The organism is Fimbriimonas sp. LA-C6, from assembly GCF_055398105.1.
On sequence record NZ_AP038796.1, the window covers coordinates 3,411,334 to 3,436,933 of the forward strand.

Sequence of the window (25,600 nt, forward strand, 5' to 3'; positions counted from 1 at the left end):
GAGAGAATCTTTGCTCTCGTGGAGGTAACCAGTTCCGTAATTTTCGGGAGGTTGGCGTTCAAATCTCCCTAATTCGATCACAATATTTGTAGGACTTAACAAAGTTCGCGTGGTATCTCGCTTTGACTCCAAACTCTCTTGACCAAATTCGTCGGGTGCGCCTTCTCGATCCTCACACGGTCAATCAGATCGCTGCTGGCGAGGTGGTGGAACGGCCTGCTTCTGTTGTGAAGGAGCTTGTGGAGAACGCCCTGGACGCGGGTGCTTCGCGCATTGAGATTGAGCTGAAAGATAGCGGGCGTACTCTTATTCGGGTTTCAGATAATGGGTGTGGGATGTCTGTGGAGGACGCTGAGAGTGCCTTGCAGCGACATGCGACTAGCAAGATCTCGACGACGGATGATCTGTTGGGTGTTCAGACGCTTGGGTTCCGGGGTGAGGCTTTGCCGAGTATTGCTTCTGTTTCTCGGATGACTCTTAGTACGGCGACTCAGGACGGGTTGCGGACGGTGCTTTACATTGAGGGCGGGCATGTTCAGCCGGTGACTGGGGCTGCGGGGCCGAAGGGGACTGAGGTGAAGGTGGAGGAGCTGTTTTACAACACTCCTGCGCGGCTGAAGTTTTTGAAGAGTGACAATACGGAACTGGGGCAGGCGATGGACTATGTGAGTCGCTATGCGATTGCTTATCCTCATGTGTCGTTTCATTTGACTCATAACGGGCAGTCGGCCATTCAGACCTCTGGCAGTGGGGATATGTTGGAGGCGGTTTCGGACGTTTGGGGTCGGGAAGTGGCGAAGGCTCTGGCGGGGATTGGGATTGATGCGGCTGGGATGAGCGTGAAGGGGTATGTGAGTCCGCCACACTTTACGAAGCCTACGCGGAACTATCAGTACATCTATGTGAATGGCCGGCCTGTTCGGACCCGTACGTTGACGGCGGCGATTGACCAGAGTTTTCGGGACATTACTCCTGATCGGCGGTATCCGCTTTTGGTCTTGATGATTGATGTGGACCCTTCACGGATTGATGTGAACGTGAGTCCGACCAAGAGCGAGGTGAAGTTCCAGCAGGAAGGGGCGGCTTTTGATGCGATCCGGGTGGCGATTAAGAGTGCGCTGATGGAGCATGGGATGATGCCCGATGCGGCGAAGATCGCGACGGCCAATGAGGCTTTGGCGATGTTGCGGGCGCCCTCTACGGAGCAGAGTATCTTTGCGCAGAGTCCGCTATCGGTGCAGTCTCCGGTGAGCGATTTCCGGCTGAATACGCCTACGGATACTTATATTTCCGCTGAAGAGCGGCCGCCGGTTATTGATGATCCTTTTGAGAATCCAGTGGCTCAGAACACACCTTCTGGGCCTTTGCCTTTTGCGGCTTTGTTAGACGGGTTGAGGGTGATTGGGCAGGTGATGAACACCTTCATCATTGCGGAGACTGCTTATGGGGTGGTGGTGATTGACCAGCATGTGGCTCACGAGCGGATTTTGTATGAATATCTTTGCGGTATTCGTGGGAAAGCGGCTCTGGAACGTCAGGCGCTGTTGGTGCCGCAGACTTTGCACTTGGACAAGCGGAGTGCCGTGTTGCTGCGCGAGCGGCTTCAGGAAGTGATTGATGTTGGGTTTGACTTGGAGCCGTTTGGAGGGGAGAGCTACGTGGTGCGTGGCGTGCCGGCGGCGATTAAGAACAAGGACCCGTTGAAGGTTTTAAAGGATCTTGTTGAGGAGTTGGTTGAGGCGAGTGTGACTCGTAAGTTGGTGCCGACTCGGGAGCAGATCTGGATTACGACCTCTTGTAAGATGGCGGTGAAGGCGGGGGACCCGCTGAGCATGGCGGAGATGGAGCGGTTGATTGTGGACTTGGCGACTACGGAGAATCCTTATCTGTGTCCACATGGTCGGCCCATCACGGTGACGTTGAGTAAGGATGCATTGATGAGGATGTTTAAGCGCACGTGAGACCATGCTGATTCTTGGAATTGACCCTGGTTTGGAGCGGATTGGGTATGGGGTGGTGCGTCGGGAAGGGTCTCGGCTTACTCCTATTGATTACGGGTTGATTGAGACTCCGCGGATTGAGATCACGTTGCGATTGAAGCTGATTCATGACCAGATTTTGGAGATCATGGATAAGCATCAGCCGGATGCGATTGCGACGGAGCGGCTGCTGTTTACGGTGAACAAGACGACGGCAATGGACGTGGCGAAGGCGCTGGGCGTGATTATGCTGGCGGCAAGTCTTCGGGAAGTTTCATGGTGCGAGTACTCGCCGCCTGAGGTGAAGCAGAGCGTGGTGGGCGTGGGAAATGCGGACAAGAAGCAGGTTCAGTTTATGGTGACGAAGCTGCTGAGTCTGCAGCAGCAGCCCAAGCCGGACGATGTGGCGGATGCGTTGGCTATTGCGATCACCCACGCCTTTCGGTCGCGGGTGAACGTGAAGCCGGGTCTCACTCGTTAGCCCAGTCGTTCATGAGCCACCAGTTGGCTTGATCGTGGGGGACGAACTTGGGGTGGGTGATGGTTTCAAAGGCGGGTAGGTAGCCGAGGGAGCCGTCTCCGTACTGCTTTACGCGTCGCATGACTCTTTCGACGTGTTCGCGTCCTGCCATGCATCTTTCGATGTCTGCGAGGGAGCCTCCGATTCGGAGGTGGGTTGCTTTGGCGTTTCTTGCGAGGTCTTCAAACGCGGCTCGGACTGGGACTAGGGAGCCGAGTGCGTCACCTGGGCGGCCGTCGGCGTAGGCGAGGTGTGCTTGCTCGGCGAAGCGGGCGAAGTTGATGCCCATGGTGACGAACTCGCTGACTCCTCGGTAGCTGGCGTCGGGTGCGAAGGCGATGGCTCTATCGAGCACTTTGAGGGCTTCAGAGCCGATTGTGCCGCAGAGTTCCTTGTGGTGGTGTCTCCACAGGAGGAACGGGTTGGAGTAGAGCATGAAGCGGCACTTGAGGGAGGAACGGATTCCGCTGAAGGAGAAGATTTTTCCGCCGACTTTGGGAAGTTCGATGCCCATGAGTCGCACCCACTCCTCGGCTGTTTCCGAGTGCTGGAGGTAGGACTTGAGGAAGGCGGGGGCCTCGGTGAGCTTGGAGTATTCGGCGATGGAGGCTTCTAGGTCTAGGTGATCGATTCCTAAGGAGGTGCAGCTTTCGGGTTTCGAGATGAGTTTGCCGGCGGCACGGATGGCTGGAAGGAGGGTTTCGTAGTTGCCGAAGAGGCCACATTCCCAGGTGGTGAGACATACGCCGTAGGCATTGCGTTTGAGGGCTGCGGCGACGTTGTCTTTGACGTTTTGTTCGGACTGGGCGAGGTGCAGCCAGACTGAGTTGTAGACGTGGAGCGTTGGGCAGGTGACGACTGGGTGGCCTTTCTCGATGAAGGGTTTGGCGGTTTCGCTGGCTCCTTTGAAGTATTGCCAGTCGAAGATGATGGTCTCTTTGGGGATGGTTTCGAGGGCGGTTGGGTGCTCGACGAACATGTCTCCCCAGATGGCAGGGGTTCGGCCTGCATCGAGGACTTTTTGAGCGAGGGGCGCGAAGTGTTGGGCGTAGATTTCTGCCTTGCCGTCCTTTCCTTCTGCCTCGTACTGGCTGACTCTTTGTTTGCAGGCGTCGCACTTGCCAAGTTGCGCGGTCTCGTCGCCTCCGATGTGGATGATTTGGGACGGGAAGATTTGGAGAACGTCGTCTAGGAGTTTATTGGCGAGTTCTACAAAGGCGGGGTTGGATGCACAGGCTTGCATGCCTTTGAACGGCTCTTCTGCATATTGGTGACCCTCTTCGGTGTTGATGAAGCCTTCGAAGTGTCCCAGGAGGTTTACGAAGGGGATGATTTGAAGATCGGGGTATTCCGCGATGATGGTTCGGACCATTTCTGGGGTGGCTGAGCCGGTGCCGTGCATCCAGGGGGCTGATGGGTAGGCGAACCGGTGCTCTAGGTAGAGGCCGATTGCGTTGTAGCCGGATTCTCGGGTGAGGTCACAGAAACGTCGGAGATGATCGAGTGTGGGGCACTGTTCTCGTGCGAGATCATAGGACCACATGCGGAGCTGCATGGTAGGAGTCTACTAGATCAGCTCGAGTGCGACTTCGGAGCAGAAGTGGCGACCGGCGGGGGTGAGATTGATTGTGCCGTTTGCTGATTCGATCCAACCTCGTTCGGTGAGTTTTTCGATGGCTGGAGTTTGGATGTTGAGGTCTTGGATGGGGAGGCCTTGGTTGAGTCTTAGGCCTAGCATGATTCGCTCGGTTCGGAGGGTGGCTTGGTCCAGTGACTCGGATTCGAAGGGAAGTGGGTGGTTGGCGTCGATGGCTGCGCAGTAGCCGTCGGGGTGTTTGAGGTTGGTGTACCGAATGAGGTCGCCGGTTGTGGGGTCTTGGACGCAGCCAACTGCTCCGGGTCCGTAGCCTGCATACTCTTTGGCGAACCAGTATTCGAGGTTGTGCTGGCATTCACGGCCTGGTTTGCAGAAGTTGGAGATCTCGTACTGCTCGAAGCCTTCTTCTTGGGTGCGTTTGAGGCACTCGTCGTACATGAGGACTTGTTGGTCGTCGTCTGGGAGGTTGAGCTGGCCGCGCATGTTGAGCTTGTAGTAGGCGGTGTTTTGCTCAATGGTGAGGCAGTAGAGGGAGAGGTGGTCGGGTTTGAGGGCGAGTGCTCGGGTGAGGTTGGCTTTCCATCCGTGCATGCTTTGGTCGGGGAGGCCGAACATGAGGTCTAGGTTGAGGTTGTCGAAGCCGGCTTCACGGGCTGCGCCGACTGCGCGCTCTATTTCTCCGGCTCTGTGGACGCGGCCGAGGACTTGGAGTTCTTCGTCTTGGAAGCTTTGGGCGCCGAGGGAGATGCGGTTGAAGCCTGCTTGGTGCATGGCTTTGAATTTGGGCATATCGACGGTGCCGGGGTTGGCCTCGCTGGTGATTTCGCAGCCTTCGATTGGTGGGTGGGCTTCTAGGATGGCTTCGAAGATGCTGAGGAGTTGATGTTCTGCGAGGTAGGTGGGGGTTCCGCCGCCGAAGAAGATGGTTTTTGCCGGGCGTCCGCGCCATGGGGAGCGTTTGATCTCCGTGATCATCGCCTGGGTGGTGCGTTCCATGATGTCGCCGGTCATGGCGTAGGAGTTGAAGTCGCAGTAGCCACATTTGCTGGGGCAGAAGGGGACGTGGACGTAGACTGCGAACGGGGTCACGTTTATATTGTGAAGCATTTGTGAAGTGGGGGCTGTTTGGGGTTTGTCGTTATGAGGAAGGGACAGTTTCGTTCCCGCCCTGGTGCTGCATTCGCCGCACCCCACCCCTGGTTTTAAAGCTGCGCTTTGCCAGGCCTACGCTTCGCTTCGACCTGGGCTTGTATCTTAGATAGAGACTTATTTGACCGGCTCAATGCGCGGACCTGGGCTTGAGGCGTTGTCCTCGGATAATAGGGAGCGCTCGGTCAATAGGTCGCCAGGGTCCTCGAACAGCGTCTCGAAGATATCCACGAAGGGAACTTCATCGCATTTACAAGCCAGAGGTCCGGCGACCGTCTAAGAATACATCTGGAAGAGGGCTGAAGTGGAAGGGTTTGTTGGGATTGATGTTTCTAAAAAGAGTTTGGACGCCGCGTTTTTGAGTGGTACTAGTGGCAGGATGGCGACTCGCAAGTTCTTGAACAGTGTGCAAGGGTTTCGAGAGCTTCTTGGCTGGTGCTTAGAGAAAGCGGAAGCTTCACAGATTCATTTCTGTATGGAATCGACAGGAACGTATGGACTGGGTCTTGCCCGTTTTTTGTCTGAAGCGGGTCTTTGCGTGAGCTGTGAGAACCCAAGGGTCATTCAGCACTTTGCGATTGGAGCGAGGATTCAAAACAAGACGGATCGATCCGACTCAAGAGCGATTGCTCGCTACGCTCAGATGATGAAGCCAAAGCTCTGGGATCCAGATCCAGAGGTGTACGACACGATGACGATGCTTCTTCGGCGTGCAGACGATCTGGAGAAGCTTGCTTTGCAAGAGAGGAACAGACTTGAGAGTGACGCCGTTAGCGGGGCTATCAAGGATTCCATCAAGCGCATGGTTCAGGTTTTAGAAGAAGAGAGGTTCAGAGTCTTGACCGATATTGAGGACCTCATCGCTGCGGATGCAGGCATGCAAGCCATGGTGGTGGCTCTTGTTGCAGAACCAGGAGTTGGAGAGCTGACTGCCATACGGATCCTGAGCCATCTGCGCTGGAACTACAAGACCTACCAGAGCGCTCAACAAGCAAGCGCCGCAGCTGGACTGAACCCAGTGAAGAAGGAATCTGGCACCTGGAAAGGAAGAACCAAGATCTCAAAACAAGGTCCAAGTAGCGTAAGAGGCAACCTGCATATGTCTGCTCTTGCGGGAGTGAAGCACAATGCGGTTCTTGGAGCTTTCTACGAAAGACTCATCAGCAGAGGTCTTCCCAAACTTGCAGCCATTACGGCTTGCTGCCGCAAGCTCATCATGCTCTGCTACGGCATCTTGAAGCGGCACCAGCAAGGAATACCACCCACCTACTCAGGAACAAAACAGCGGTACACCACACTCTTTGGAAAGCAAAGGAAGTTCATACCATTGACAAGCTAAGACAGCGTCTGATATAGGTCGCTCCTTCAGAGCTACCGGACGTGGTTGGTGGGGTTGTGTTAGTAAGGAAGGGCTGTTCCGTTTCGGCTCTCGTGCTGCATTCGCAGCACGAGAGCCCATGGGCTACTGGTATGTCGGTCCGTTGAACCTTTCGGAGCGGGGAGCGTGCATACAGCACTTCGGATTTGTGGGTGTGTTGGTACCAGGACTGCGCTTGCGCTTGTCCTTCGCTCGGACAGAGCGCCCCGTTCGGGGCTGGGGAGTGGCGGTGATGGGTTCCGCATGGGTGATGAATTCGTCGCGGCCTCTTTTTTATGTTGCGCTTTGTCAAGCCTGCGCTTCCTTCCGACTTGGGCTGATATGGGGCGCTCTGAAGAGCTTTTTGGATGTGGCTTGTGGAAATGGGCTGGTGGCTTTGGAGATGGATAGAGGTTCAAAGGTCTTTCCCCTTCATCCCAACCTCAGATTTCGGAAAATCTAGGGCAGAAGGAGAGTGGAGGGTTTCGCTGGAGTCCTTTGGGTTTCCCTATGTTGGTGGGTTGTCGTTATGAGGAAGGGACAGTTTCTTTCCCGCCCTAGTGCTGCATTCGCCGCACCCCACCCTATTTTAGAGCTGCGCTCTCCCAGGCCTGCGCTTCGCTTCGACCTGGGCTTATATAGGTCGCTCCTTCAGAGCTACCGGACGTGGGTTGTGGTGTTGGTTTTGAGTTAGTTGCAGGCGCAGGAGCCGCAGCATTCGGCGCATTCGCAGCAGGCTAGGCCTTCGCAGACGCAGCAGTCGCAACATGATAGTGCGTCGCAGCAGCAGCAGAGGCAGATGGGGTCGCGTTGGCGGCGTTTTACTACGTAGACGGTGTCTGGGGCGCTGTTTCTTCTTCGGTTGCCTCGGTACATGGGGAGGATGGTGCCTGCTAGGAGTGGGTTTAGGTTTTTTCTTAGGCGGCTGCTGAAGAGGGAGATTTGGTCCTCTGGGATTGGGAGGTTACGGAGGTGGGAGAGCACTTCGCTCTGGTGGGTGCGGAGGAGGTCTAGGGATTGTTCTTTGGTGGCTTGGGTTGCGGTGAGGGCGTTGAAGGCACCTTCTTTGGCGTCTTTTTCTTGGTCTTGGATTGCGTCGGCTAGGTAGGCGATTTGGCCGAAAGCGTTGCCAACTTGGGCCATGGTTTCGGCGGTTTGTTGGGTTGTGTTGGCTTGGATGGCTCCGTGTTCGAAGACTAGTGCGGTTGCCTTGGCGGTTGGTTCTGCTAGGCGGTGGAGGGTGGGGTTTGGCTCGGCTTCTCGGGTGGTTTGTTGTTTGAGGTGTTCGCAGAGGTCTTGGAGAGGGAAGCCCCAACTTTGGAGTTGTTTTTTGGCTTTTCCGAACTCGGGGGAGTAGATCCAGTGGGTGAAGCGGAACAGTTTGGAGCGGGTGTCCTCGATGTGGTCTTGGAGTTTGAAGTGGGCGAGGATGACGTTGGTTGTGGCGGCGTAGTTGAGGGTCCAGGGTATTTGTGATTTGCGGGGCATGGCGAGGCAGTTTCGGGACTGGTAGGCCTGGGCAAATTGGACGGACATTGGGTCGAGGGCTGTGAGGAGTTCGCCTAGAAATACTGCGTCGTGATTGAGGAGCAGTCGCGACTTTTGGCCGTAGATGCTGCCGATGCTTTTGCAGGTGCCGCAGTAGTGCTTTCGCCAGGTTTCGCGTTGAGTCTCGTTTGTGCCACAGGAATACGCCTTCATTAATCCAAACATCAGATCACCCTCGGGCTAGTTTAGATGATTGAGTTAGGGAATGTTAGGACTTTGGGTTGACACTTCTCAGTTGTCTGCTAAGGTTTTAGTATGTTTGGTGTGAGATGTTTGGGAGTGGCGTTGTTGGCTGCGGGGATGGGGTTTCAGGGGAGTAAGGCTCCGACTCTTCCTCCTGAGATGGAGTTTTCGGAGCGTCGAACTTACTTTGGTGCTACTGAGGGAATGGTGTTTGCGCCGATGTTTGGCGGTCTGAATATGGCGCTGGTGAATGGGGATGTTTCTTACGCTCACACCAGCGATACGGGTTTATTGGCGAATCTTCGGACGTCGGAGATCTCTTATGTGAGCTCCACGGATTTGATGGATCGGCAGGCTTTGTGTCCTACTGCACTGTTTGTGAGGAGTTATCGGTCGGAGTTGGCGAAGCTGGGCAAGCATTCTCCGGGATTGCCTGTGGGTTGGGTTCATAACTACGACGTGATTATTAAGCTGCCTACGGGGACGGAGAAGTGGGAGCCTTTTACGCTTTACTATCCGAACAAGGCGCGGGAGAATATGGAACCCGAGTTGGATGAGAGCGGGAAGCCTACGGGGAAGGGTGTTAACCTCAGCAACCAGACTTACAAGGTGACCGTTGGTGCTGGGGCGACACCGAACCACTATGATTGGATTTGCATTGACTGGCCCAACAGCCGGACTCGCTGGACATTCACGCCTCACTCGTCTGGCGACATGGTTCTTCGCAAGCTCGGGATGACTGGGGGGCCGATGAAGGAGATTCGCATTGGGTATCTGGATGATCGGTCACTTGGGGAGATTAAGTGTCCCGATCTTTCGCTTTCGTTGATGAGTTTCCAGTATACGAAGGGGTTGCTGAGTACCGCCATTGCGAGCGGGGATCTGCGAGTGGACTATTCGTATGCTCAGGTAGGGCAGAACACGGTTTTGTGGACGGTTTCTGAGCCTTACAGTGGTGGGAAGCCTCGTGATTCTTATGTTTACAGCTATGCGAAGTCGATGCCTTATCCTGCGTTGGCGCAGATCGCGGTGCCTGATGGGGAGAGTTGGTGGAAGACCAATATCGACTATGAGGCTAGGAATTTGAAGGAGATCCGAAGTGCTACTGGCGAGCGGCAGTTGTTTACTCCGCCGCAGTAGGGGTTACTTGCGGTTGTAGTAGATTGCGGCCGCAATGCCCGCCACGATGCCGATGGTGATTGGTACGGCTGGGAAGCGGCGGTTGATGCATTGCGAGCCGACGCAGCGCATGAGCAGGTGGTAGCCGTAGCCACCCACTGCTCCGAGCAATGGGTATAGGATGATTCGGATCACGCCTTTGCTACGCTGTTTCTTCGGTCGCTGTTTCGGTCGCTGCTCTTTCCATGTGCTCCGGTGCGCTGACTCCTAGGAGATCGAAGGTGCACTTGAGACCGGTTCGGGCGGCTTGGCAGAGGGCTACTCGGGCTTTGCTGAGTTCGGGTTGGTCGGTTTGGACCACTCGGCAGCCGTCGTAGAAGTGGTGATAGGTTCGCGCTAGCTCTACTGCGTAGGTGGTGAGGCGGTGGACACCGTAGTCTTTGGCGCTTCGGACGACCTCGTGAGGAAGATCGAGGATCTTCTTGATGAGGGCCATTTCTCGTGGGTCGGTGAGAAGGGTGACGTCTGTGTTTGCATCAGCCACGAGTCCGTTCTCGCTTGCTTTGTTGAGCACGCTGCAGATTCGGGCGTGGGCGTATTGGGCGTAGAACACGGGGTTCTCGTCGCTCTGCTTGGTGGCGAGATCGATATCGAAGTCCATGTGGCTGTCGTGGCTGCGCATCAAGTAGAAGAAGCGCGCGACGTCGGTGCCGATCTCGTTGCAGAGGTCACGGAGTTCGTAGATGTTGCCGTCTCGCTTTCGCATGGGGGCTGGTTGGCCGTCTTTGACGAAGCGGACGATTTGGAAGATGATGATCTCGAACCTTTCGAGGGGGTAGCCGAGGGCTTGGCAGACGGCGTTCATGCGTCCGATGTAGCCGTGGTGGTCTGGTCCAAGGACGATGATGAGCTTCTCGAAGCCTCTCTCGAACTTGTTTTTCATGTACGCGATGTCGGCGGCGATGTAGGTGAGTCGTCCGTCGCTTCGTTTGAGCACTCGATCTTTGTCGTCGCCGAACCGTGTGGATCGGAGCCATAGGGCACCGGGCTCTTGGTCTACTTTCTTTTCGACCTTTTCTTTGGTTTCGGGGTCGAGGTTGATTTCGGTGCAGTAGGGCTCGGTGTCGGCGACACCTTTGTCGACGAGGAACTGGAGGACCGCATCGACTTGGCCGGAGTTGTGGAGGGATTGTTCGCTAAACCACTCTTGGAACTCGACGCCGAACTGGGCGAGGTCGGTTCGCTGTCGGGCGATCATGAGCTCTTGGGAGAGGTCTTGGAAGAAGCCGATCTCTTCGGACTCGATCTCTTGCTTTGATTTGCCAGCGAGCGCCCCTGCTACCAGGTCGGCTGCGACATCTTTGACATATTCGCCCTTGTAGCCGTTTTCGGGGAGGGGAAGTTCGAGGATGTAGGACTTAACGGACTCTGCGAACAGTCTCATCTGTTCGGAGTTGACGCCGTCGTTGATGTAGTACTCGCGGTCGGTGTCGAAGCCTGCGGCTGTGAAGACTCGGCAGAGGGTGTCTCCGAAGGAGGCGCCTCGGCCTGAGCCGACGGTGATGGGGCCGTTGGGGTTTACGGAGACGAACTCTACGTTGATCTTTTTGTGGTGGCCGAAATCGGTGTAGGCGAGTTTGTCACCGAGGGTTAAGATCTGATTAACATATGCTGCGACTGCGCTGGTGTGGAGTCGGATGTTAAGAAAACCTGGACCTGCGATTTCGATGGCTTGGATGAGGTCGGTTGCTTTTTCGCCTTTGAGAATCTCGGCGGACAAGAGCTGCGCGATGTCGCGAGGTGGTTTGCCTGCTTTTTTGTTGGAGACCAGCGCGAAATTGCAGGCGTAGTCTCCGTGGTCGGCGCTCTTGGTGTCTGAAACTTCGACCGGCACTTCCAAGACGACTTCTGGAAGCTGATCTGATTGGACAAGGCGGCCGATGGCCGATTCGATAAGGTGCGTGATCTCCGTTCGTAGCAAGTTTAGATCGTACCCGTGCATTCTCGCGGAAACTCTTCCCGAATAGCCCCCAAAGGCGTTACAATTCCCAGGTTCGACACGAAGTTCATTGGGAATGGCGAGTTGAATGCGAAGATTAAGAGCGTTTAGAAGACTCTTGCGAACGAATTGTCGAAACGATTCCGTCCTTCGTTCGTTAAAGGTCGTTTCAAACGACGAGAAAAATTGGGCCTTTTGGTCTACAATAGTCGATCATTGAGAGGTTAAGCCTCTCAAGGTCTGATTGGGCTGGGTGAGTACACATATGGCGTTGCCGAGAGTCTCGATGGTGCAGTTCTTGATGCAGAAAGGTTTTCTGAAGCAGGAGCAGCTTGATGAAGCACAAAAAGTAGCTAACCAAACAGGTCAGCCGCTTGATCGCGTTCTCGTTTCTTTGAATATTGTTGGAGAGCGAGAGGTAGTTCAGGCGAAAGCCCAGGAAATGGGTTATGGCTTTGTTGACTTGGATCGGCTTACGATTGAATCCAGCGCTCTGAACGTTGTCCCTGAGCGTTTGATCAAAGCACACAACGTTTTGCCTGTTCGCAAGCAGGACACGACGCTCTGGCTTGCCATGAGCAATCCGAACAACATCTTGGCGATTGATGACATCAAGATGGCCTCTGGTTGTCGTGTGATGCCGGTTCTCGCTCTTCAGGCTGCGCTTGATGATGCGATTCGTAAGTATTACGGCGGCGGAGTTGTTCAGCCTGGTGCTGAGGCTGCTGCTGCGGCGGCGCCTGCGGCTCCTGCTCAGTCTGCGGACTTGCGTGCTGACATCCGAATGTCGATTGCGGCTGCTGGTGTGGCTCGCGGTCGAGAAGAGGATGATGCTGGCGGAGATGGCGATGAGAAGATGGCGGAGCAGGCTCCGATCATCAAGTTGGCCAACGCTTTGATTCAGCAGGCGATTGCCGACCGAGCTTCTGACATTCACGTTGAGCCTCAACAGCGCTCCGTGCGTGTTCGATACCGAATTGACGGTGTTTTGATGGAGGCGATGACGGTTCCTCGTAACCTGATGGCTCCGCTGATCAGCCGTTTGAAGATCATGGCCGACATGAATATTGCTGAAAGGCGTATTCCTCAGGACGGTCGTATTGAAGTTCGACACGCAGGTAAAGAGTTCGACCTTCGTGTTAGCTCGATCCCTACTCCTTTTGGAGAGAAGATCGTTATGCGTATTTTGGACAAGTCGAGCATTATGATCGGCTTGGAAAAGATTGGCTTTACCGAAGAGAACCAGCTCATTATCGAAGAGTTGGTGAGTCAGCCAAACGGTCTGTTCCTCTGTACGGGTCCTACGGGTTCTGGAAAGACGACGACGCTTTACTCGGTTCTGAACAAGCTGAACACGATTGGCGTGAACATCGTTACTGCTGAGGATCCGATTGAGTATCAGCTGAACGGTATTGCCCAGGTAGGTATGAACCGAAAGGCCGGTCTGACGTTTGCCACTGCACTGCGTGCATTCTTGCGGCAAGACCCGGACATCATGATGGTCGGAGAAATTCGTGACCTTGAAACTGCCGAAATCGCGATTGAGTCGGCGCTTACGGGTCACCTTGTGCTCTCCACGCTTCACACGAACGATGCGCCTTCTTCGACGCTGCGTCTTATCGACATGGGTGTTGAGCCTTACTTGATCGCTGCGACTTTGATTGCTTCGCTTGCTCAGCGACTTGCAAGAAAGATTGACCCCGACAACAAGGAGCCGTACGAGGTTCCTGCTATAGATTTGAAGCGTTTTGGCTTCACCCCGAACGATCCAGACGATATGGTCACTCTATATCGTGGAATCCCAGCGGAGAATAACCGTATGACGGGATATCGTGGACGAACTGGAGTGCACGAGTTGATGGTCATGAATGCAGAGATTGCAGAGATGGTTGTCCGCCGTGCGCCTTTGAACGACGTTAAGGAAGCAGCGAAGGCAAATGGTATGCACGAGCTGCGTGAAGACGGTCTATTGAAGGTTCTTCAGGGAGTTACCGACCCTTCAGAAGTTATGCGCGTCGTCTTTACGGCTGGTTTCTAACGTAGGACGACTTATAGGAACGTGATGCAGAACAATTCATTCAATCAGGGAGGCACTCCTCCACCCCAGCAGGGTCAGCCAGCAGCAGCCGGCGGACTCCCTCCTGTTCAGACCGGAATGGCTGCTCCTCCCGCTTATGGAGAGCAACCCGAGAAGGTCGAAAAGGCAGGTGCGCCTGAAACTCTAGAAGATCTGCATATCGATGAACTGCTGCATATCGTGGTTGATCGAAATGCATCGGACCTTCACATCTCTCAGGGTGCTCCTCCTGTTATCCGGGAAGATGGAAAGCTCAAGAGGCTGAACTACGAGGCGTTTACGCCACAGGCTGTTCAGCGAATGATGTATGACATCATTTCGGACGAGAGCATCAACAAGTTTGAAACCACGTTGGAGTTGGACTTCTCGTACACTCTTCCACGCCGTGCTCGTTTCCGTGTGAACATGTACCGCGAGAAGGGTTCGATTGCGGCCGCGTTTCGTTTGATTCCTCAGAAGATTCCGACAGTTCGCGACTTGAACCTTCCCCCGATTCTTGAGACCTTATGTCTTAAGCCTCGTGGTTTGATTCTCGTTACGGGACCTACGGGTTCTGGTAAGTCGACATCGCTTGCTGCGATGATCAACCACATCAACATCAATTTTGCTCACCACATTATCACGATTGAGGACCCGATCGAATATCTGCACGTTCACAAGCAGTCGATCATTAACCAGCGTGAAGTGGGCGGCGACACCAAGAGCTTCTCGAACGCTCTGCGCGCTTCGCTTCGTGAAGACCCAGACATCTTGCTCGTTGGTGAAATGCGCGACATGGAGACTATTTCGTTGGCTATTACAGCTGCTGAAACTGGTCACCTTGTGTTTGCTACGCTTCACACGAACAACGCTGCGGAATCCGTTGACCGTATGATTGACGTTTTCCCTCCTGGGCAGCAGGAGCAGATTCGTGTTCAGCTTTCGAACAACCTTGTTTCGATTATTTCGCAGCAGCTTCTGCCGCGAATGGGTGCACCTGGACGTGTTCCTGCAAACGAGATCATGATTGCTTCTCCTGCTATTCGAAACCTTATTCGTGAAGCGAAGACCCACCAGATTCCGTCCATGATTCAGACAAGCGGAAATATGGGAATGATCACGATGGACCAGACGCTCCGCGATTTGTATCTGAAGGGCTTTGTTAGCTTGGAAGATGCGATGTCTCGATGTCAGAACCCAGAAGAGCTTCGCAAGATGATCAACACTCCAGCAGCCGGACAGGGAGGAGCTCCAGGTTCCGGTCCAGTGAGAAGGTAAGAGGAAACACTTATGCCGGTCTATAGCTACACTTTCAGGGATGCCAGCGGCGGTCTTCAAAAGGGGACCGCAGATGCGGAAAGCGAGGATATCCTAAGAAAACGGTTTGAGGAGCAAGGATTTACGATCACCGAATTGACGATGATCAAGTCCAAGTCTCCTAAGTCGAAGACTTACGGTAAGGTCAAGCTTGGTCACCTCTCGGTTTTCTGTCGTCAGTTCTCGACGATGGTTGACGCGGGTGTTTCGCTTGTTCGATGTCTGGACGTTTTGAGCCATCAGACTCAGGACGCCAAGCTCAAGAAGATCTTGATCGACATTGGTGAGCGTGTTGAAGGAGGCGAAAGCCTTTCTCGCGCCATGCAGCGCCATCCTAAGACGTTCTCGAACCTTTTCATTGGTCTTATTAAGGCTGGAGAAGTCGGTGGTGTTCTGGAAGAGTCGCTCCAGCGTCTTTCACAGTTCCTTGAAAAGGACGTTGAGCTTCGCCGAAAGGTGAAGTCGGCTATGACGTATCCAGTTTTGGTTGCGATCATGGCGACCGGTATTGTTATCTTCCTGGTTACGTGGTTCGTTCCTCAGTGGGCGGCTATTTTGACCGACCTTGGATTGAAGGCGGACGACCTGCCGGCACCTACCAAGTTCTTGATCGACGTTTCGAACGTGATCAAGTACTACTGGTGGATGGTCACGATTGGAATTGTGGTCTTCATCTTCTTGTATCGACTGTTTGTTCAGACTCGGTTTGGGCGGCGTGTCGTTGACCGACTGAAGTTGAAGGTTCCGGTTTTTGGCAAATTGCACCACAAGATCTGTATGGCGCGGTTTAGCCGAACCATGGGTACGTTGCTGACTTCGGGTGTTCCGATTTTGCAGGCTATGGAGACGGTGGCTGGTACTGTTGGCAACAGCATCATGTCGGACGCGTTGATGGATGCTCGAGCTCGAATCCGTGAAGGAGACCGAATCGGCGATCCTCTGGAAGAGTCGAAGCTGTTCCCTCCGATGGTTGTTCACATGATCGGTGTTGGTGAAGAGTCTGGTTCGCTGGACTTTATGCTTCAGAAGATCGCTGACTTTTATGAGTCAGAGGTTGAGGCGGCCCTGGCATCTCTAACAGCTGCGATTGAGCCGATTATGATTGTGAGCCTTGGTTTCGTTGTAGGCTTCATCGTTGTTGCGATGTTCTTGCCGCTGGTTGACGTTATCTCGAAACTGTCTTCCGGTGGTGGGGACGACGACAAGTAAGGCCTCCTTTTACACAAGAGGGCCTGCCGGGCAAATTCGGCAGGCCTTTTTTGTGGGTGCGATAGACTAGAAAAAATAACATGAATGACCCTCTGTTTCCGGCTTGGACTGCGGTGATCGGCTTCGTTATCGGAGCGTTCATTGGCAGTTTCCTGAACATGGTTATTTATCGTCTTCCTCGCAACCTTTCCTTCTCTGAGCCGAAGAGAAGTTTCTGCCCCCGGTGCCAGCATTCGTTGGAATGGATTGATCTGTTTCCGATCTTTAGTTGGCTGAGCACGGGAGGGAAGTGCCGGTACTGCAAGGAGCCGGTTGCTCCACGGTATCTGTTTGTGGAGCTACTGACGGGATCTATCTTTGCGGGTATTTGGTTCCGGACGATGAGCTCTTCTGCTAACCCAATGGTTCCGCAGGCGATTGCTTATGCGTTGATGGCTGCTGGGCTGGTTGCGGTGATCTTTATTGACTGGGAGTTGTACATCATTCCCGATGAGCTCAATGCCTTCCTTCTGGTTGTTGGCGTTGGGTACTCCGTTTTCACGCATCAGTTGGAGCAGGCTTTGTATGGAGCGCTGCTGGGTTGGGGTCTTCTTTGGGGGATTGCTCTGCTGGGGCGATTGGCATTTGGAAAGGACGCCATGGGGCATGGGGATATCAAGATGATGCGGGGTGTTGGCGCTCTGATCGGTCCTCTTCTGGTGTTGGCGAACCTTGCGATTGCTGTGGTTTTAGGTTTGGTAATCGGCGTTCTTCTCATTGTTCTTAACAGCAAGAAGAAACCTCAGGTATCGGAGGATGCGTCCAAAGACTCTGGGGATAGCGAAGAGGAAGAATTGTACGAACCTGAGTCGATCGGCAGCCTCATTAAATGCGGCGTCATCTACTTGTTGTGCATCGACATTCTTGGGATTTTCGTTCCCAAGGTTTACGGTTTGATGGGTATTGACTCGAGTGAGGAGCTAGACAGCGAAGAGGAATGGGAGCCGTCTTACACGACCATCCCTTTCGGCCCTTACTTGGCGGCGGGTGCGATTGTTTGCATTCTCTTTGCTCAACCGATTGAGAAGTCGATGCGCGAATATTGGAAAAATCAGACCGGAAGCTTGGCTGGACGTTCGACTCGCGAGTTGAACAGAGCTGTTTCAATGGCAGATTTTGAGGTTGCGCGGCAGGGTGTGAAGCGGACCTTGGTTAGAAGTGTTAGGACAAATTATTTCGAGGATGGGAAATGGAACATCCGCGATCAAATGACAGTCTGTGAGTGTGAAGACTGTAGGGCAGGCTCTGTATGAACCGTACTAAAGCATTTACTTTAATCGAATTGTTGGTGGTCATTGCGATCATTGGCATTCTCGCTGGGATCATTTTCCCGGTGTTTGCCCAGGCTAAGAAGAGCGCTTATCGCTCTTCTGACATGTCGAATATGAACTCCATTCGCTCTGCGTTGCTCCTTTATCGGGTGGACCAGGGTGCGTATCCCCCAAGCCTTTTGGGTTACGTGGATTCGTATAGCGGCACGGTTGCGACTGTACCGGCAAACTCTGTAGTGGGTGCACTGTATCCCAAGCGAATCGATTCGGTCCAGACGTTACGTCCTTCTCTGTTGAGAGGTGTAGCTGGTGGAGTGCTTGAGAGTGAGGTTACTACAGCCAAGTGGCCCGGTATTGGAATGCACCAGGCAGGGAAGCCTACTCAACGATTCGGTGCAGGTGATCCGTTTTTGATCGCGGATCGATCTTCTGGATGCTCCTCAGTGCCGGCAGTTTTCTACCGCATAAGCGGATATGATGTCGCGCGTGTGGGTCAGGTTGATGAGCTTCGGTATACACGGGCTTGGACTGGCTACACTGTTCCGGGTGACGTTTGTTCTCCTGATCCCACCACAGAGATGGGAAGTGGAAGCGACGATCCTCGTCAGTTGATTTACTCTGAGCCGCCCGATACGACCGTGATTACTTGGGATAGTTTCTTCCGAGATTACGACTCGAACGGGAATCCACAGCATATTAAGCAGGACATCGTGCTTTACCTAAGCGGTGCTGCTCGTCCGACGGACTCGTTGGATGTTGCTACAAAGGCTTGGCAGATCCAGCCCTGAATCAGATAACTAAAGGAGCCGTTACGTTGTTGCGAAGGCAAAGTGTGTTGAATATGGGGTCAGATAGCCCGAAAGAAGTAAAGCCGTTGCGTGGAATCCGTCAGGCGGGTACTACGCTTGTGGAAATTTTGGTTGTGATCGTGGTTTTCCTTGTGGGAATCCTCGCTGTCATCCAGATCTTTCCGCGTGGTCTTCGGGTTCTTGAAGACACAAGGACCACGGCCCAGGTGCGGTCTCTGACGCGTTCCATGACCGAGCAGCTTAAGATCAATTCTGATCAGCTGCCAGAGGATATCTTTGCGGTTCGCTACGACTCTAGTGGGAATATTCTGGTTGACAACCGCTCCTTTGAAAGCCTGAATCTTGCTGCTGGTGACACGGTAGATGCGAGTGGAATCCTGACTGACAAGGATGGGAACCAGATTGGCGATTGGCTTCAGAACTCTGGGCCAAATGTGGCCAAGCATATCTATCACGAAGGAAAGCGCGTTCCGGCTCCTCGCGCTGTAGGTGATCTTTACGGTGGTCTGATGCTGTTGAACTACGGCCCGATTAAGGTTATTCGGGATAGTTCAAATGTGGCCATCAACCTCACGGCTGTTGCGAACGACCTAAGTGTTGGAACTGGGCTTCCCAAAGATCTCTTGGTTGATCAGAGTCCTGTGACGGATGTGACGACTAAGGGTGTTTCGGACGATGCACGATATGTGTCGACAACCCAAACGGTGCCTGCCAGTGTGTTTTACATGGGCAGTACCTCCAATGGCTTTGCTTACCTGCTCTTGCCGACGAATGTGAATTTTGATCGGAACTACTTGATTCGCGTTTCTGCCTACATTGGATCGGGTGCAGGTTTCCGACGACGAGACTATCTTGACTTGCAAGTCTCTGTCCGCAAGGCTTCCGATGCTTCCAAACCGCTTATCCGAGTGCCGATTCAGAATATCTTGAAGAATTCAGGTGCCTTTGGTGTGGGTGAGAGTTTGTTGGCCGTTGATACTGACTCTGTGAAGGTGGCCCCTGCTTATCAGGAGCTAGGCGACACTGATTTCAAGAACGCTGTTTCGGCTGGTAATCCTTATGTGTACAAGGTTGTGGATGAGACACTGGGTGCTCTCATCTTCAGTCCCGCTGCTTACGACCAGGTGATTTCTCGGCCTGATGGATCTCGAGAGCCACTTCTGGCTCGTGTGAGCTACGATGTGTACGACTGGCGGATCCTTCACGATGAGTTCCGGGTTCCTGTTGATCAGCAGAATTCTCAGTACGACTATCAGTTGCCTGTTCAGAGTCTGAAGGTTGGTGGCCAGACGGGTCCTGACGGACGCAAGTTGGCTGGCATCTTCTTGGAGAGCGCTGCTGGCAGTAACCCTAAGGCTGACCACATGGTTTTGGTTGATGTGGAGACTGGGGCTACCGTTGATGAGATTGACGGAAGCGGAAACGTGTTGGTGTCTGTGGATAAGAGTCGTGGAGTGGTTACGATCAAGCCAGCTCAGGATCTTCAGCCTAACATTGATGGGCTCGCTGCCCGACTTCGACTGCCCGGTAAGCCAACCATGGGTGTTGACCTCAAGGGGCGAACTCTGCGTGTGCTGTACATGGCTAGGAAAGAGTTTGCGGTGCAGCCAATCAAGACGACTTCTCAGTTCACCCTGGTTTACGGCGACCTGAGCACTACTAAGCCAGGCCATGGCCAGTTCAGTCCGGGTGGTGCGTTTGCTGATGGAAGTTTGGCGACACGTCTTTACTTCCCAGTCACGGATGCGAATCGCAAGGTTTCGATTGGGACGATTTACTATCGGTACAAGAATGATGACCCTAACACACCTCCTCGGGAAATCTCTGGCCAGGATTTTGTGATTCGATATCCGGCAGTGAACGATGGAACCGGTTTGCCTTCGGTAGACATTCGGGACATCGATCCTCAGGCGGTCGGGTTGGACGACAAGTATTACGGCACTCCCTGTAAGAATGTGAAGGGTGCGTCGCTGGTGGTTCGAGCGATGTGGAATCCAGGTTCCTTCACTCTGACAAGTGACTCGACGAAGAATGCGAAGCTGATCGACCAGTACAGTTGGAACTGGCGCCGCAGTAGCACTGAGACCTACCTGCAGCGAGAGGATATTCGATGATGAGAAAGTCCCAGCGTGGTTTCACGCTTATTGAACTGATCACTGTGATGGCTATCACGGCCGTCTTGATGACGCTCATCGTGCTGCCTGTATTCCAGAGTTTTAATATCACTCGGGCAGGACAAGCTTTTGCTGATGCTCAGTGGAAGGCGCGACAAATTTCCGAGCAGATTGTCCGAGAGATTGGAAATGCTGCTAGTGTTCGCCGTATTGACGGGCTGGTTCCAGCCTTCCTCAACCAAGCCGATCTGTCGGATAATTCGAAGTTTTCTAAGACGACAGCGCCTGCGCATTCGATTATTATTCAGATTCCTCGGATCGTTGGCGGGCCAAGTGTGGACTATGTTTTGCCGTACTCCAAACTGGACTACTTCAAGCCAGCTGAAAATGGCGACTTGGCCGCTGATGGAGTGACCTACATTAACCCCGTCTCGGGCCTTGCCGATCCTACGCTCACGGCTCCTAAGGGTCAATATCGGTTGCCTATAGCCCCTGGCACCACGCTCGTCAGGTGGTTCATTGGGTTGCGGGATCCATTTAAGCCCTACAATAACCCGTATGATGGGCTCTTGATGTCTAAGGCTGGAGGGCGAGACAATCTGTTTGTTTTGTACCGCGCCGAGGTGCCTGCGACGACTGACTTTTTCCGAAACAACGGCGGCGTTGCTGAAATTGATGATCCCAAGTTCTTCATTGATGATGCAACTGCTCCTGATGGTACGCCCGATAGCAAGAAGCATGATCGAATTGTTAACTGGCTGAAGAAGTCTGTTATCAAGACCGAGGTCTCTCGTTATGACATGATCATGCCGATTTACGACAAAGCTAGTCGTAAGGTTCAGGTTGCCGCAAACGGACTTCCCAATATCCTGCCTCTCATTCAGTTCCGTCCAACGACTATGACGAAGGACGTTGTGGAAGGCAAACTGGCGGTTCGTCCTGGTGAAGAGACCAACGGTGCGGCGCTTGTCGCTCCAGACGTTTACAAAGGTAGAAATGGCCTTTGGGTCAACGCGGTTGTCCGAAACTATCAGCCTGGATTTAACCCTGGAACTGATGTGTTCCAAATGGGTTCACAGCGTGGCACTGACTTCGTAATCGATGCCCAGGTGCCAGGTGGCATTCCATGGACTTTGTTTGATCTGGGTGTTTACGAGGGAACTGTTGCAAGCGGTACCGGATATCCGTTTACTCAGGCTGCAACCGATCCGCAAGCTATCGTTCAAGTCGACGCTGCTGAGCAGCATCCGTTCTGGGTAAATGATAGTGGTATGCGTCAGATGTTTACTCCGTATGTTGTTAATAACAAAAGCGGAAAGATCCTGACGAGTTTTAATATCAGCGAAGTGGGTAATCCTGCGATAAACCTTGGACATATTAACCTCCCGATCACTCAGACGGGGCAGGCATTGAGCCCGCTGAATAGCACGGGTGCAGGTGCTGTCTACGGTGGGGCAGGATATGAGATCAATTCTGCCTTTAACAGGGCATGGAATGAGAACCCAAATCTTCAGCCTGACATTCAACGTTTTATTTACCTTGCGGTAACACCAAACGAGGACGGAACACTTCCTCCTCTCTGCCCGGTCCATTTTTCGGATACGGTGACTGGCTTCGTTGATCCAAATACAGGGCTGAATCGATGCCACATCACGCCGGGCACTGAGGTTGTGTACGGTCCAGACCAGACTCCTGGTCCCAACTATGGGAACAAGGTTCGCTATACACGTACGACCCGCAATCCGGGACCAAACGAGTATCGAATTAACTATGTGGATCAGAAAGAGCCGAACTATGCATTGCTCGGTCTTCCGAATCCTCCGGCTCAGTACACGCCGACCGATTTTGTGAGTGCGGTCATTCAGCCTCGCTACAAGGCTGGTTACATTCAACTGAATTCTGACCCTAACGCGCCGCTGCCTTCTACGACTCCGGTTACCGTTTCCTATCGCTTCCAATTTACTGGTTCGAATGGAACATCTTCGGATACTTTCACAGTCGATTACGATACGCAGCAGGTGCTTCAGGTTTTGCTTACGGTTCGCAACTATGCGCAAGCCGATCTGCCTAATCCGCAGACAGTCACTCTGAAGAGCACTGCAACTCTGCGGAACTTTAACAGGTAATTTGAAATGAACCCTTCGATTCGATTCATGCCGAGAAAACGAGAATCTGGTCAAACGCTCATCGTAGCGATGATCATCTTGGGCCTATTGCTAATCCTTGGGTTTGTATTTCTAGGGATTGTCAATAGCAACGTTAAGGGCTCTGCTACGAACAACCTTCGGGCTGAAGCGAACGATGCTGCCGAGGCAGGTATTCGTTACGCTCATAGTCAGTTGGTGAAGTCGCCATTGGGTGCTGACTGGCGCGGTACGCCGGTTGCCTTGACCGAGACTGCTCCTAACAGTGGCATTACGGCCGATCCAGACGCTTATTACCTGCGGCAGCCTGACTTGGATGCGAACAATCGGCCTACTCGAAAGATCCGACCTGACGCTCCAAACGATCCAAGCCCATTCGACTTGGGTGGTCCGGATGGTAAGGGACCGTTTATCCGGTTGAATTTCAGAAAGGCGCGTGCGCTTGTGCGAGTTTCCTATGCACCGACCGACGCCAATATCTTTAGCGCATCCCCGCTTGGCGCGATCCGAAACCCGGGTGAAGCTCATAACTATTTGGTGATTGAGTCGATTGGCCGAGATGGTGTGGTTGATCTAAACGACCCGACAACCCTCAATCCTAAAGGTGCGATTCAGTACAAGAACTTTGCAAGTGACGCTGGGCTTTGGTCGGCTCTGAGCGCTCTGAAGAAGTTTGATAGCCAGTTTGCGAATAGCCGGAAATTGATCGCTTTTGCGACCATTGGAATTACTGACTACGCACGTTTTATTACGAACAAGTTTGAGGTCTCGCGTGCAGCGGATATTGGCATCCCGCCTGAGATGGGTGCCAGCTACGCTGGATTGGACGTTTCCTCTGCGGTTCCTTTACAGATCGGTACGCCTAATGGTCCGGCACTTTCCAATAATGGTGCGGCATACGGGTACGGTTCTTTCCGCTCGAACGCTGACCTGTTGCTCTACGGGCAGATCAACTTCTTCTTGAACAAGGGTCTTGGGGAGAAGGTCATGACCTCGGGTTCGGTGACGAGCGCTGATAAGGCTAAGGTCACTCTCAACTTCTCGACCTTCTCGAAACCAACCTCTGGCTCTGCTGGGGCCTACGTGAATCAGCCCTCCGTAAATTTGGGGCAGCCTAATTCGCGTGGAGCTTTCAACTCTGTCCTTGGTCTGTTTTTAGACGGTTCTTCGAGCATGGATTCCGCGGGTGGCCCAAGAGGTGTTCCACCTTTGACTCCTCCTTCCTTGCTGGAGCATGACGTTGACACGAAAGAAAATCGGTATGTTGCGATGACGCGTGGCAGCGGTTACGTGACGAGTGCTGGCAATACCGGTGCATTCGGCCAAGGTGGCGGGCCTTACATCGACAACTTTGCTGATAAGCAGGATGCAAGCGATGAGACCTCACGTAAGATTACGGAGGGTGAGAACTCGCTGCTACACGACTGGTTTAACCCGAACAGTGGTGATACCAACTCTGGCTGGAAGGGACCTTTCTACATTCCTCGCGGTGCTTTTGTTCAGCTCCTGCCGGATGGCTTTACGATCCAACGCAGCGAGACTTGGAAAAATATCGATGGTTCTGATTCTGGGTTGAATACGCTTCGATTCCGAATAGGTACCGTCAACGGCGTTCCTTATATTGTTAACAACCTGAGCGTCGATTCTCAGGGTAAGCCTTTGTTCGGCGGCGCTGGACCGACGATTAACTCGAAGACCAGCAGTATTCCCTTTGATCGAGGGCAGCCTTTTAACGGTGTCCTGTACTTTGAAGGAAACGTTCGCGTTCGGGGCATTATCCCAACCGATGTTCAAATGACGTTGGTGTCTAACGCTACGATTTACATCGAGGGCAGCATTCTTAAGGGTGTCGTCGGGAACGATGTGACGCAGTTGAACGGTCAGGAGCCTTATAACAATGCTCTTGGGCGGATGAGCAAGTCGACCTTGATGCTCGCTGCTAAGGACTACGTTGCTCTCAATACCACTCAGTTCCTTGGACTCTCGCCAGGTCAGTCGCCAAAGGAAGTCAATGACCAGCAAAATCTGCTTGGTTTCACAGCGGTTCGTATGGAGACCACGGGTAGCGGGACAGATAACCGACTTCTTTTGACCGGAGAGCTTGGTCTTGATCCTGAGCCTAAAAAGGGCTTCGAACCAACGGGCTTTGATCCATCTAACCCAACGACTTGGAAGCCTTTTAACTTGGAGTACGGCATGCCGACCAAGTTGCTGATCAAGCATACGATGGATGACGGTACGGCCTCTGCAAGTTTCATCACTTTGAATGTGAACGATGGATTTGGGACGAACAGCTCGTTCGTATTCCCGGGCGATGACCGTGGTGCTGGAACGGACATCCTTACGAACACTGCTTCAACCTATCTTGGATCTGGGGCAAATCCGATCACCCTTTATGGATTGGGTACCGATCCTTGGCAGCGCTACAACAAGCTTGAGACACGTGCGTTCACGCTGATTGATCCTGCAACCACAAGTTACAGCAATGGCTTGATCACGGCTCTTTCTTCAGCTGTTCCTGCGAGACCTTTCGGATTGTTTGCTCAGTCGCCCAATGACTTCACGATTCGACCTGGTTCGATCAATGGAGTTGCGACCAACGATTACGATTTTGCAGGTGCCGCACTGGTTCCAGGTGACATTCGAATTGAGGCATCCATCTACGCTGAGGAAGGCTCCTTTGTGGTCATTCCAGGCCGATGGTTCAATCCGAATACGAATGACAATCGGGCCGACTACGTCAATGGCACCGGGATCTATCAGGGTGTTACCAGCACGGACGAGAAGAACTACAAGCGTGTTACCGCGTTTGGCGTTGATAAGGACACACCTTTCTACGGCGAGCCGCTCGACATTCGAATCACGATCGTCGGTGCGGTGAGCGAGAATATGCCTCCTCCCATGGCGATTCAATCCGAGTGGTTGAAGAAGTGGGGTTGGATTCCTGGCGACTTTGCGACGACGGGAACGATTCCTAATCAGCACCAGTCCATCGGTGCTCCGGTACAGCCTAACATCATCATCAAATACGATCCAGTCCTGGCAAGTGGTCGGGTTTTGGGAGTGTCGTCTATTAACGATTTCAATAAGAATCCGCAGATTCGAGCAGATTCATTAGGAAGAGCGTTGCCGCCGATGCCACGACTTCCGGTTAGCCCGCAGCTAACTTACTTTGGAGAGGTGCAGTAAA

At 53.3% G+C, this 25,600-nt stretch carries 17 protein-coding genes; 12 read left to right on the forward strand and 5 right to left on the reverse strand.

All coding sequences use genetic code 11. The features are described 5' to 3' along the window. Positions 1-122: 122 nt before the first annotated feature. On the forward strand, positions 123-1,961 hold the full coding sequence (mutL, locus tag ACZ51B_RS15735; protein ID WP_464294293.1) for a DNA mismatch repair endonuclease MutL: 1,839 nt from the start codon (positions 123-125) through the stop codon (positions 1,959-1,961). 4 nt (positions 1,962-1,965) lie between these two features. Then, positions 1,966-2,460 (forward strand): crossover junction endodeoxyribonuclease RuvC, encoded by a 495-nt coding sequence (gene ruvC / locus ACZ51B_RS15740; protein ID WP_464294294.1) that lies wholly within the window; start codon positions 1,966-1,968, stop codon positions 2,458-2,460. Here ruvC and ACZ51B_RS15745 read toward each other — a convergent pair. Beyond that, positions 2,450-4,054 carry a family 20 glycosylhydrolase gene (locus tag ACZ51B_RS15745; RefSeq protein ID WP_464294295.1) on the reverse strand — a complete coding sequence of 535 codons (1,605 nt, stop codon included), beginning with the start codon at positions 4,052-4,054 and terminating at the stop codon, positions 2,450-2,452. The genes ruvC and ACZ51B_RS15745 overlap by 11 nt on opposite strands. 12 nt (positions 4,055-4,066) lie before the next feature. After that, positions 4,067-5,185: a radical SAM family heme chaperone HemW gene (hemW, locus tag ACZ51B_RS15750; RefSeq protein WP_464294296.1), complete on the reverse strand. Its 1,119-nt coding sequence runs from the start codon at positions 5,183-5,185 to the stop codon at positions 4,067-4,069. Between the two features lie 364 nt (positions 5,186-5,549). On the opposite strand from hemW, the gene ACZ51B_RS15755 reads away from it, so the two are divergent. Then, positions 5,550-6,584 (forward strand): IS110 family RNA-guided transposase, encoded by a 1,035-nt coding sequence (locus ACZ51B_RS15755; protein WP_464294249.1) that lies wholly within the window; start codon positions 5,550-5,552, stop codon positions 6,582-6,584. A gap of 708 nt (positions 6,585-7,292) precedes the next feature. Here the strand turns inward: ACZ51B_RS15755 and ACZ51B_RS15760 are convergent. Continuing rightward, a complete protein-coding gene (locus ACZ51B_RS15760; protein ID WP_464294297.1) occupies positions 7,293-8,315 on the reverse strand; it encodes a DUF5685 family protein in 1,023 nt (340 codons plus the stop codon). A gap of 90 nt (positions 8,316-8,405) precedes the next feature. Between ACZ51B_RS15760 and ACZ51B_RS15765 the strand changes: the two genes are divergently transcribed. Beyond that, a complete protein-coding gene (locus ACZ51B_RS15765; RefSeq protein ID WP_464294298.1) occupies positions 8,406-9,473 on the forward strand; it encodes a hypothetical protein in 1,068 nt (355 codons plus the stop codon). 3 nt (positions 9,474-9,476) lie between these two features. Here ACZ51B_RS15765 and ACZ51B_RS15770 read toward each other — a convergent pair whose 3' ends face one another. Together ACZ51B_RS15770 and argS are read right to left on the reverse strand one after the other, a co-directional pair. After that, the gene (locus tag ACZ51B_RS15770) at positions 9,477-9,647 is read right to left on the reverse strand and encodes a hypothetical protein (RefSeq protein ID WP_464294299.1); all 171 of its coding nucleotides are present in this window, start codon (positions 9,645-9,647) and stop codon (positions 9,477-9,479) included. 7 nt (positions 9,648-9,654) lie between these two features. Further along, positions 9,655-11,433 (reverse strand): arginine--tRNA ligase, encoded by a 1,779-nt coding sequence (argS, locus tag ACZ51B_RS15775; RefSeq protein WP_464294300.1) that lies wholly within the window; start codon positions 11,431-11,433, stop codon positions 9,655-9,657. A gap of 283 nt (positions 11,434-11,716) precedes the next feature. Between argS and ACZ51B_RS15780 the strand changes: the two genes are divergently transcribed. From ACZ51B_RS15780 to ACZ51B_RS15815, 8 genes are all read left to right on the forward strand, one after another. Further along, positions 11,717-13,489 (forward strand): GspE/PulE family protein, encoded by a 1,773-nt coding sequence (locus tag ACZ51B_RS15780; protein ID WP_464294301.1) that lies wholly within the window; start codon positions 11,717-11,719, stop codon positions 13,487-13,489. A 192-nt stretch (positions 13,490-13,681) separates the two neighbouring features. Then, entirely contained in the window at positions 13,682-14,785 is a 1,104-nt protein-coding gene (locus ACZ51B_RS15785) for a type IV pilus twitching motility protein PilT (protein WP_464297191.1), read from the forward strand. A gap of 12 nt (positions 14,786-14,797) precedes the next feature. Beyond that, positions 14,798-16,033: a type II secretion system F family protein gene (locus ACZ51B_RS15790; protein ID WP_464294302.1), complete on the forward strand. Its 1,236-nt coding sequence runs from the start codon at positions 14,798-14,800 to the stop codon at positions 16,031-16,033. Between the two features lie 80 nt (positions 16,034-16,113). Next, positions 16,114-17,325, forward strand: coding sequence for a prepilin peptidase (locus ACZ51B_RS15795; RefSeq protein WP_464294303.1), 1,212 nt, complete (start codon positions 16,114-16,116; stop codon positions 17,323-17,325). After that, entirely contained in the window at positions 17,322-18,131 is an 810-nt protein-coding gene (locus ACZ51B_RS15800; protein WP_464294304.1) for a type II secretion system protein, read from the forward strand. Before ACZ51B_RS15795 ends, ACZ51B_RS15800 begins: the two co-directional genes overlap by 4 nt. Positions 18,132-18,184: 53 nt before the next feature. Continuing rightward, on the forward strand, positions 18,185-20,266 hold the full coding sequence (locus ACZ51B_RS15805) for a hypothetical protein (protein ID WP_464294305.1): 2,082 nt from the start codon (positions 18,185-18,187) through the stop codon (positions 20,264-20,266). Further along, the gene (locus ACZ51B_RS15810; RefSeq protein WP_464294306.1) at positions 20,263-22,392 is read left to right on the forward strand and encodes a type II secretion system protein; all 2,130 of its coding nucleotides are present in this window, start codon (positions 20,263-20,265) and stop codon (positions 22,390-22,392) included. The genes ACZ51B_RS15805 and ACZ51B_RS15810 overlap by 4 nt, the downstream gene beginning before the upstream one ends. A gap of 6 nt (positions 22,393-22,398) precedes the next feature. Next, entirely contained in the window at positions 22,399-25,599 is a 3,201-nt protein-coding gene (locus ACZ51B_RS15815) for a hypothetical protein (protein WP_464294307.1), read from the forward strand. Position 25,600: the final 1 nt, after the last annotated feature.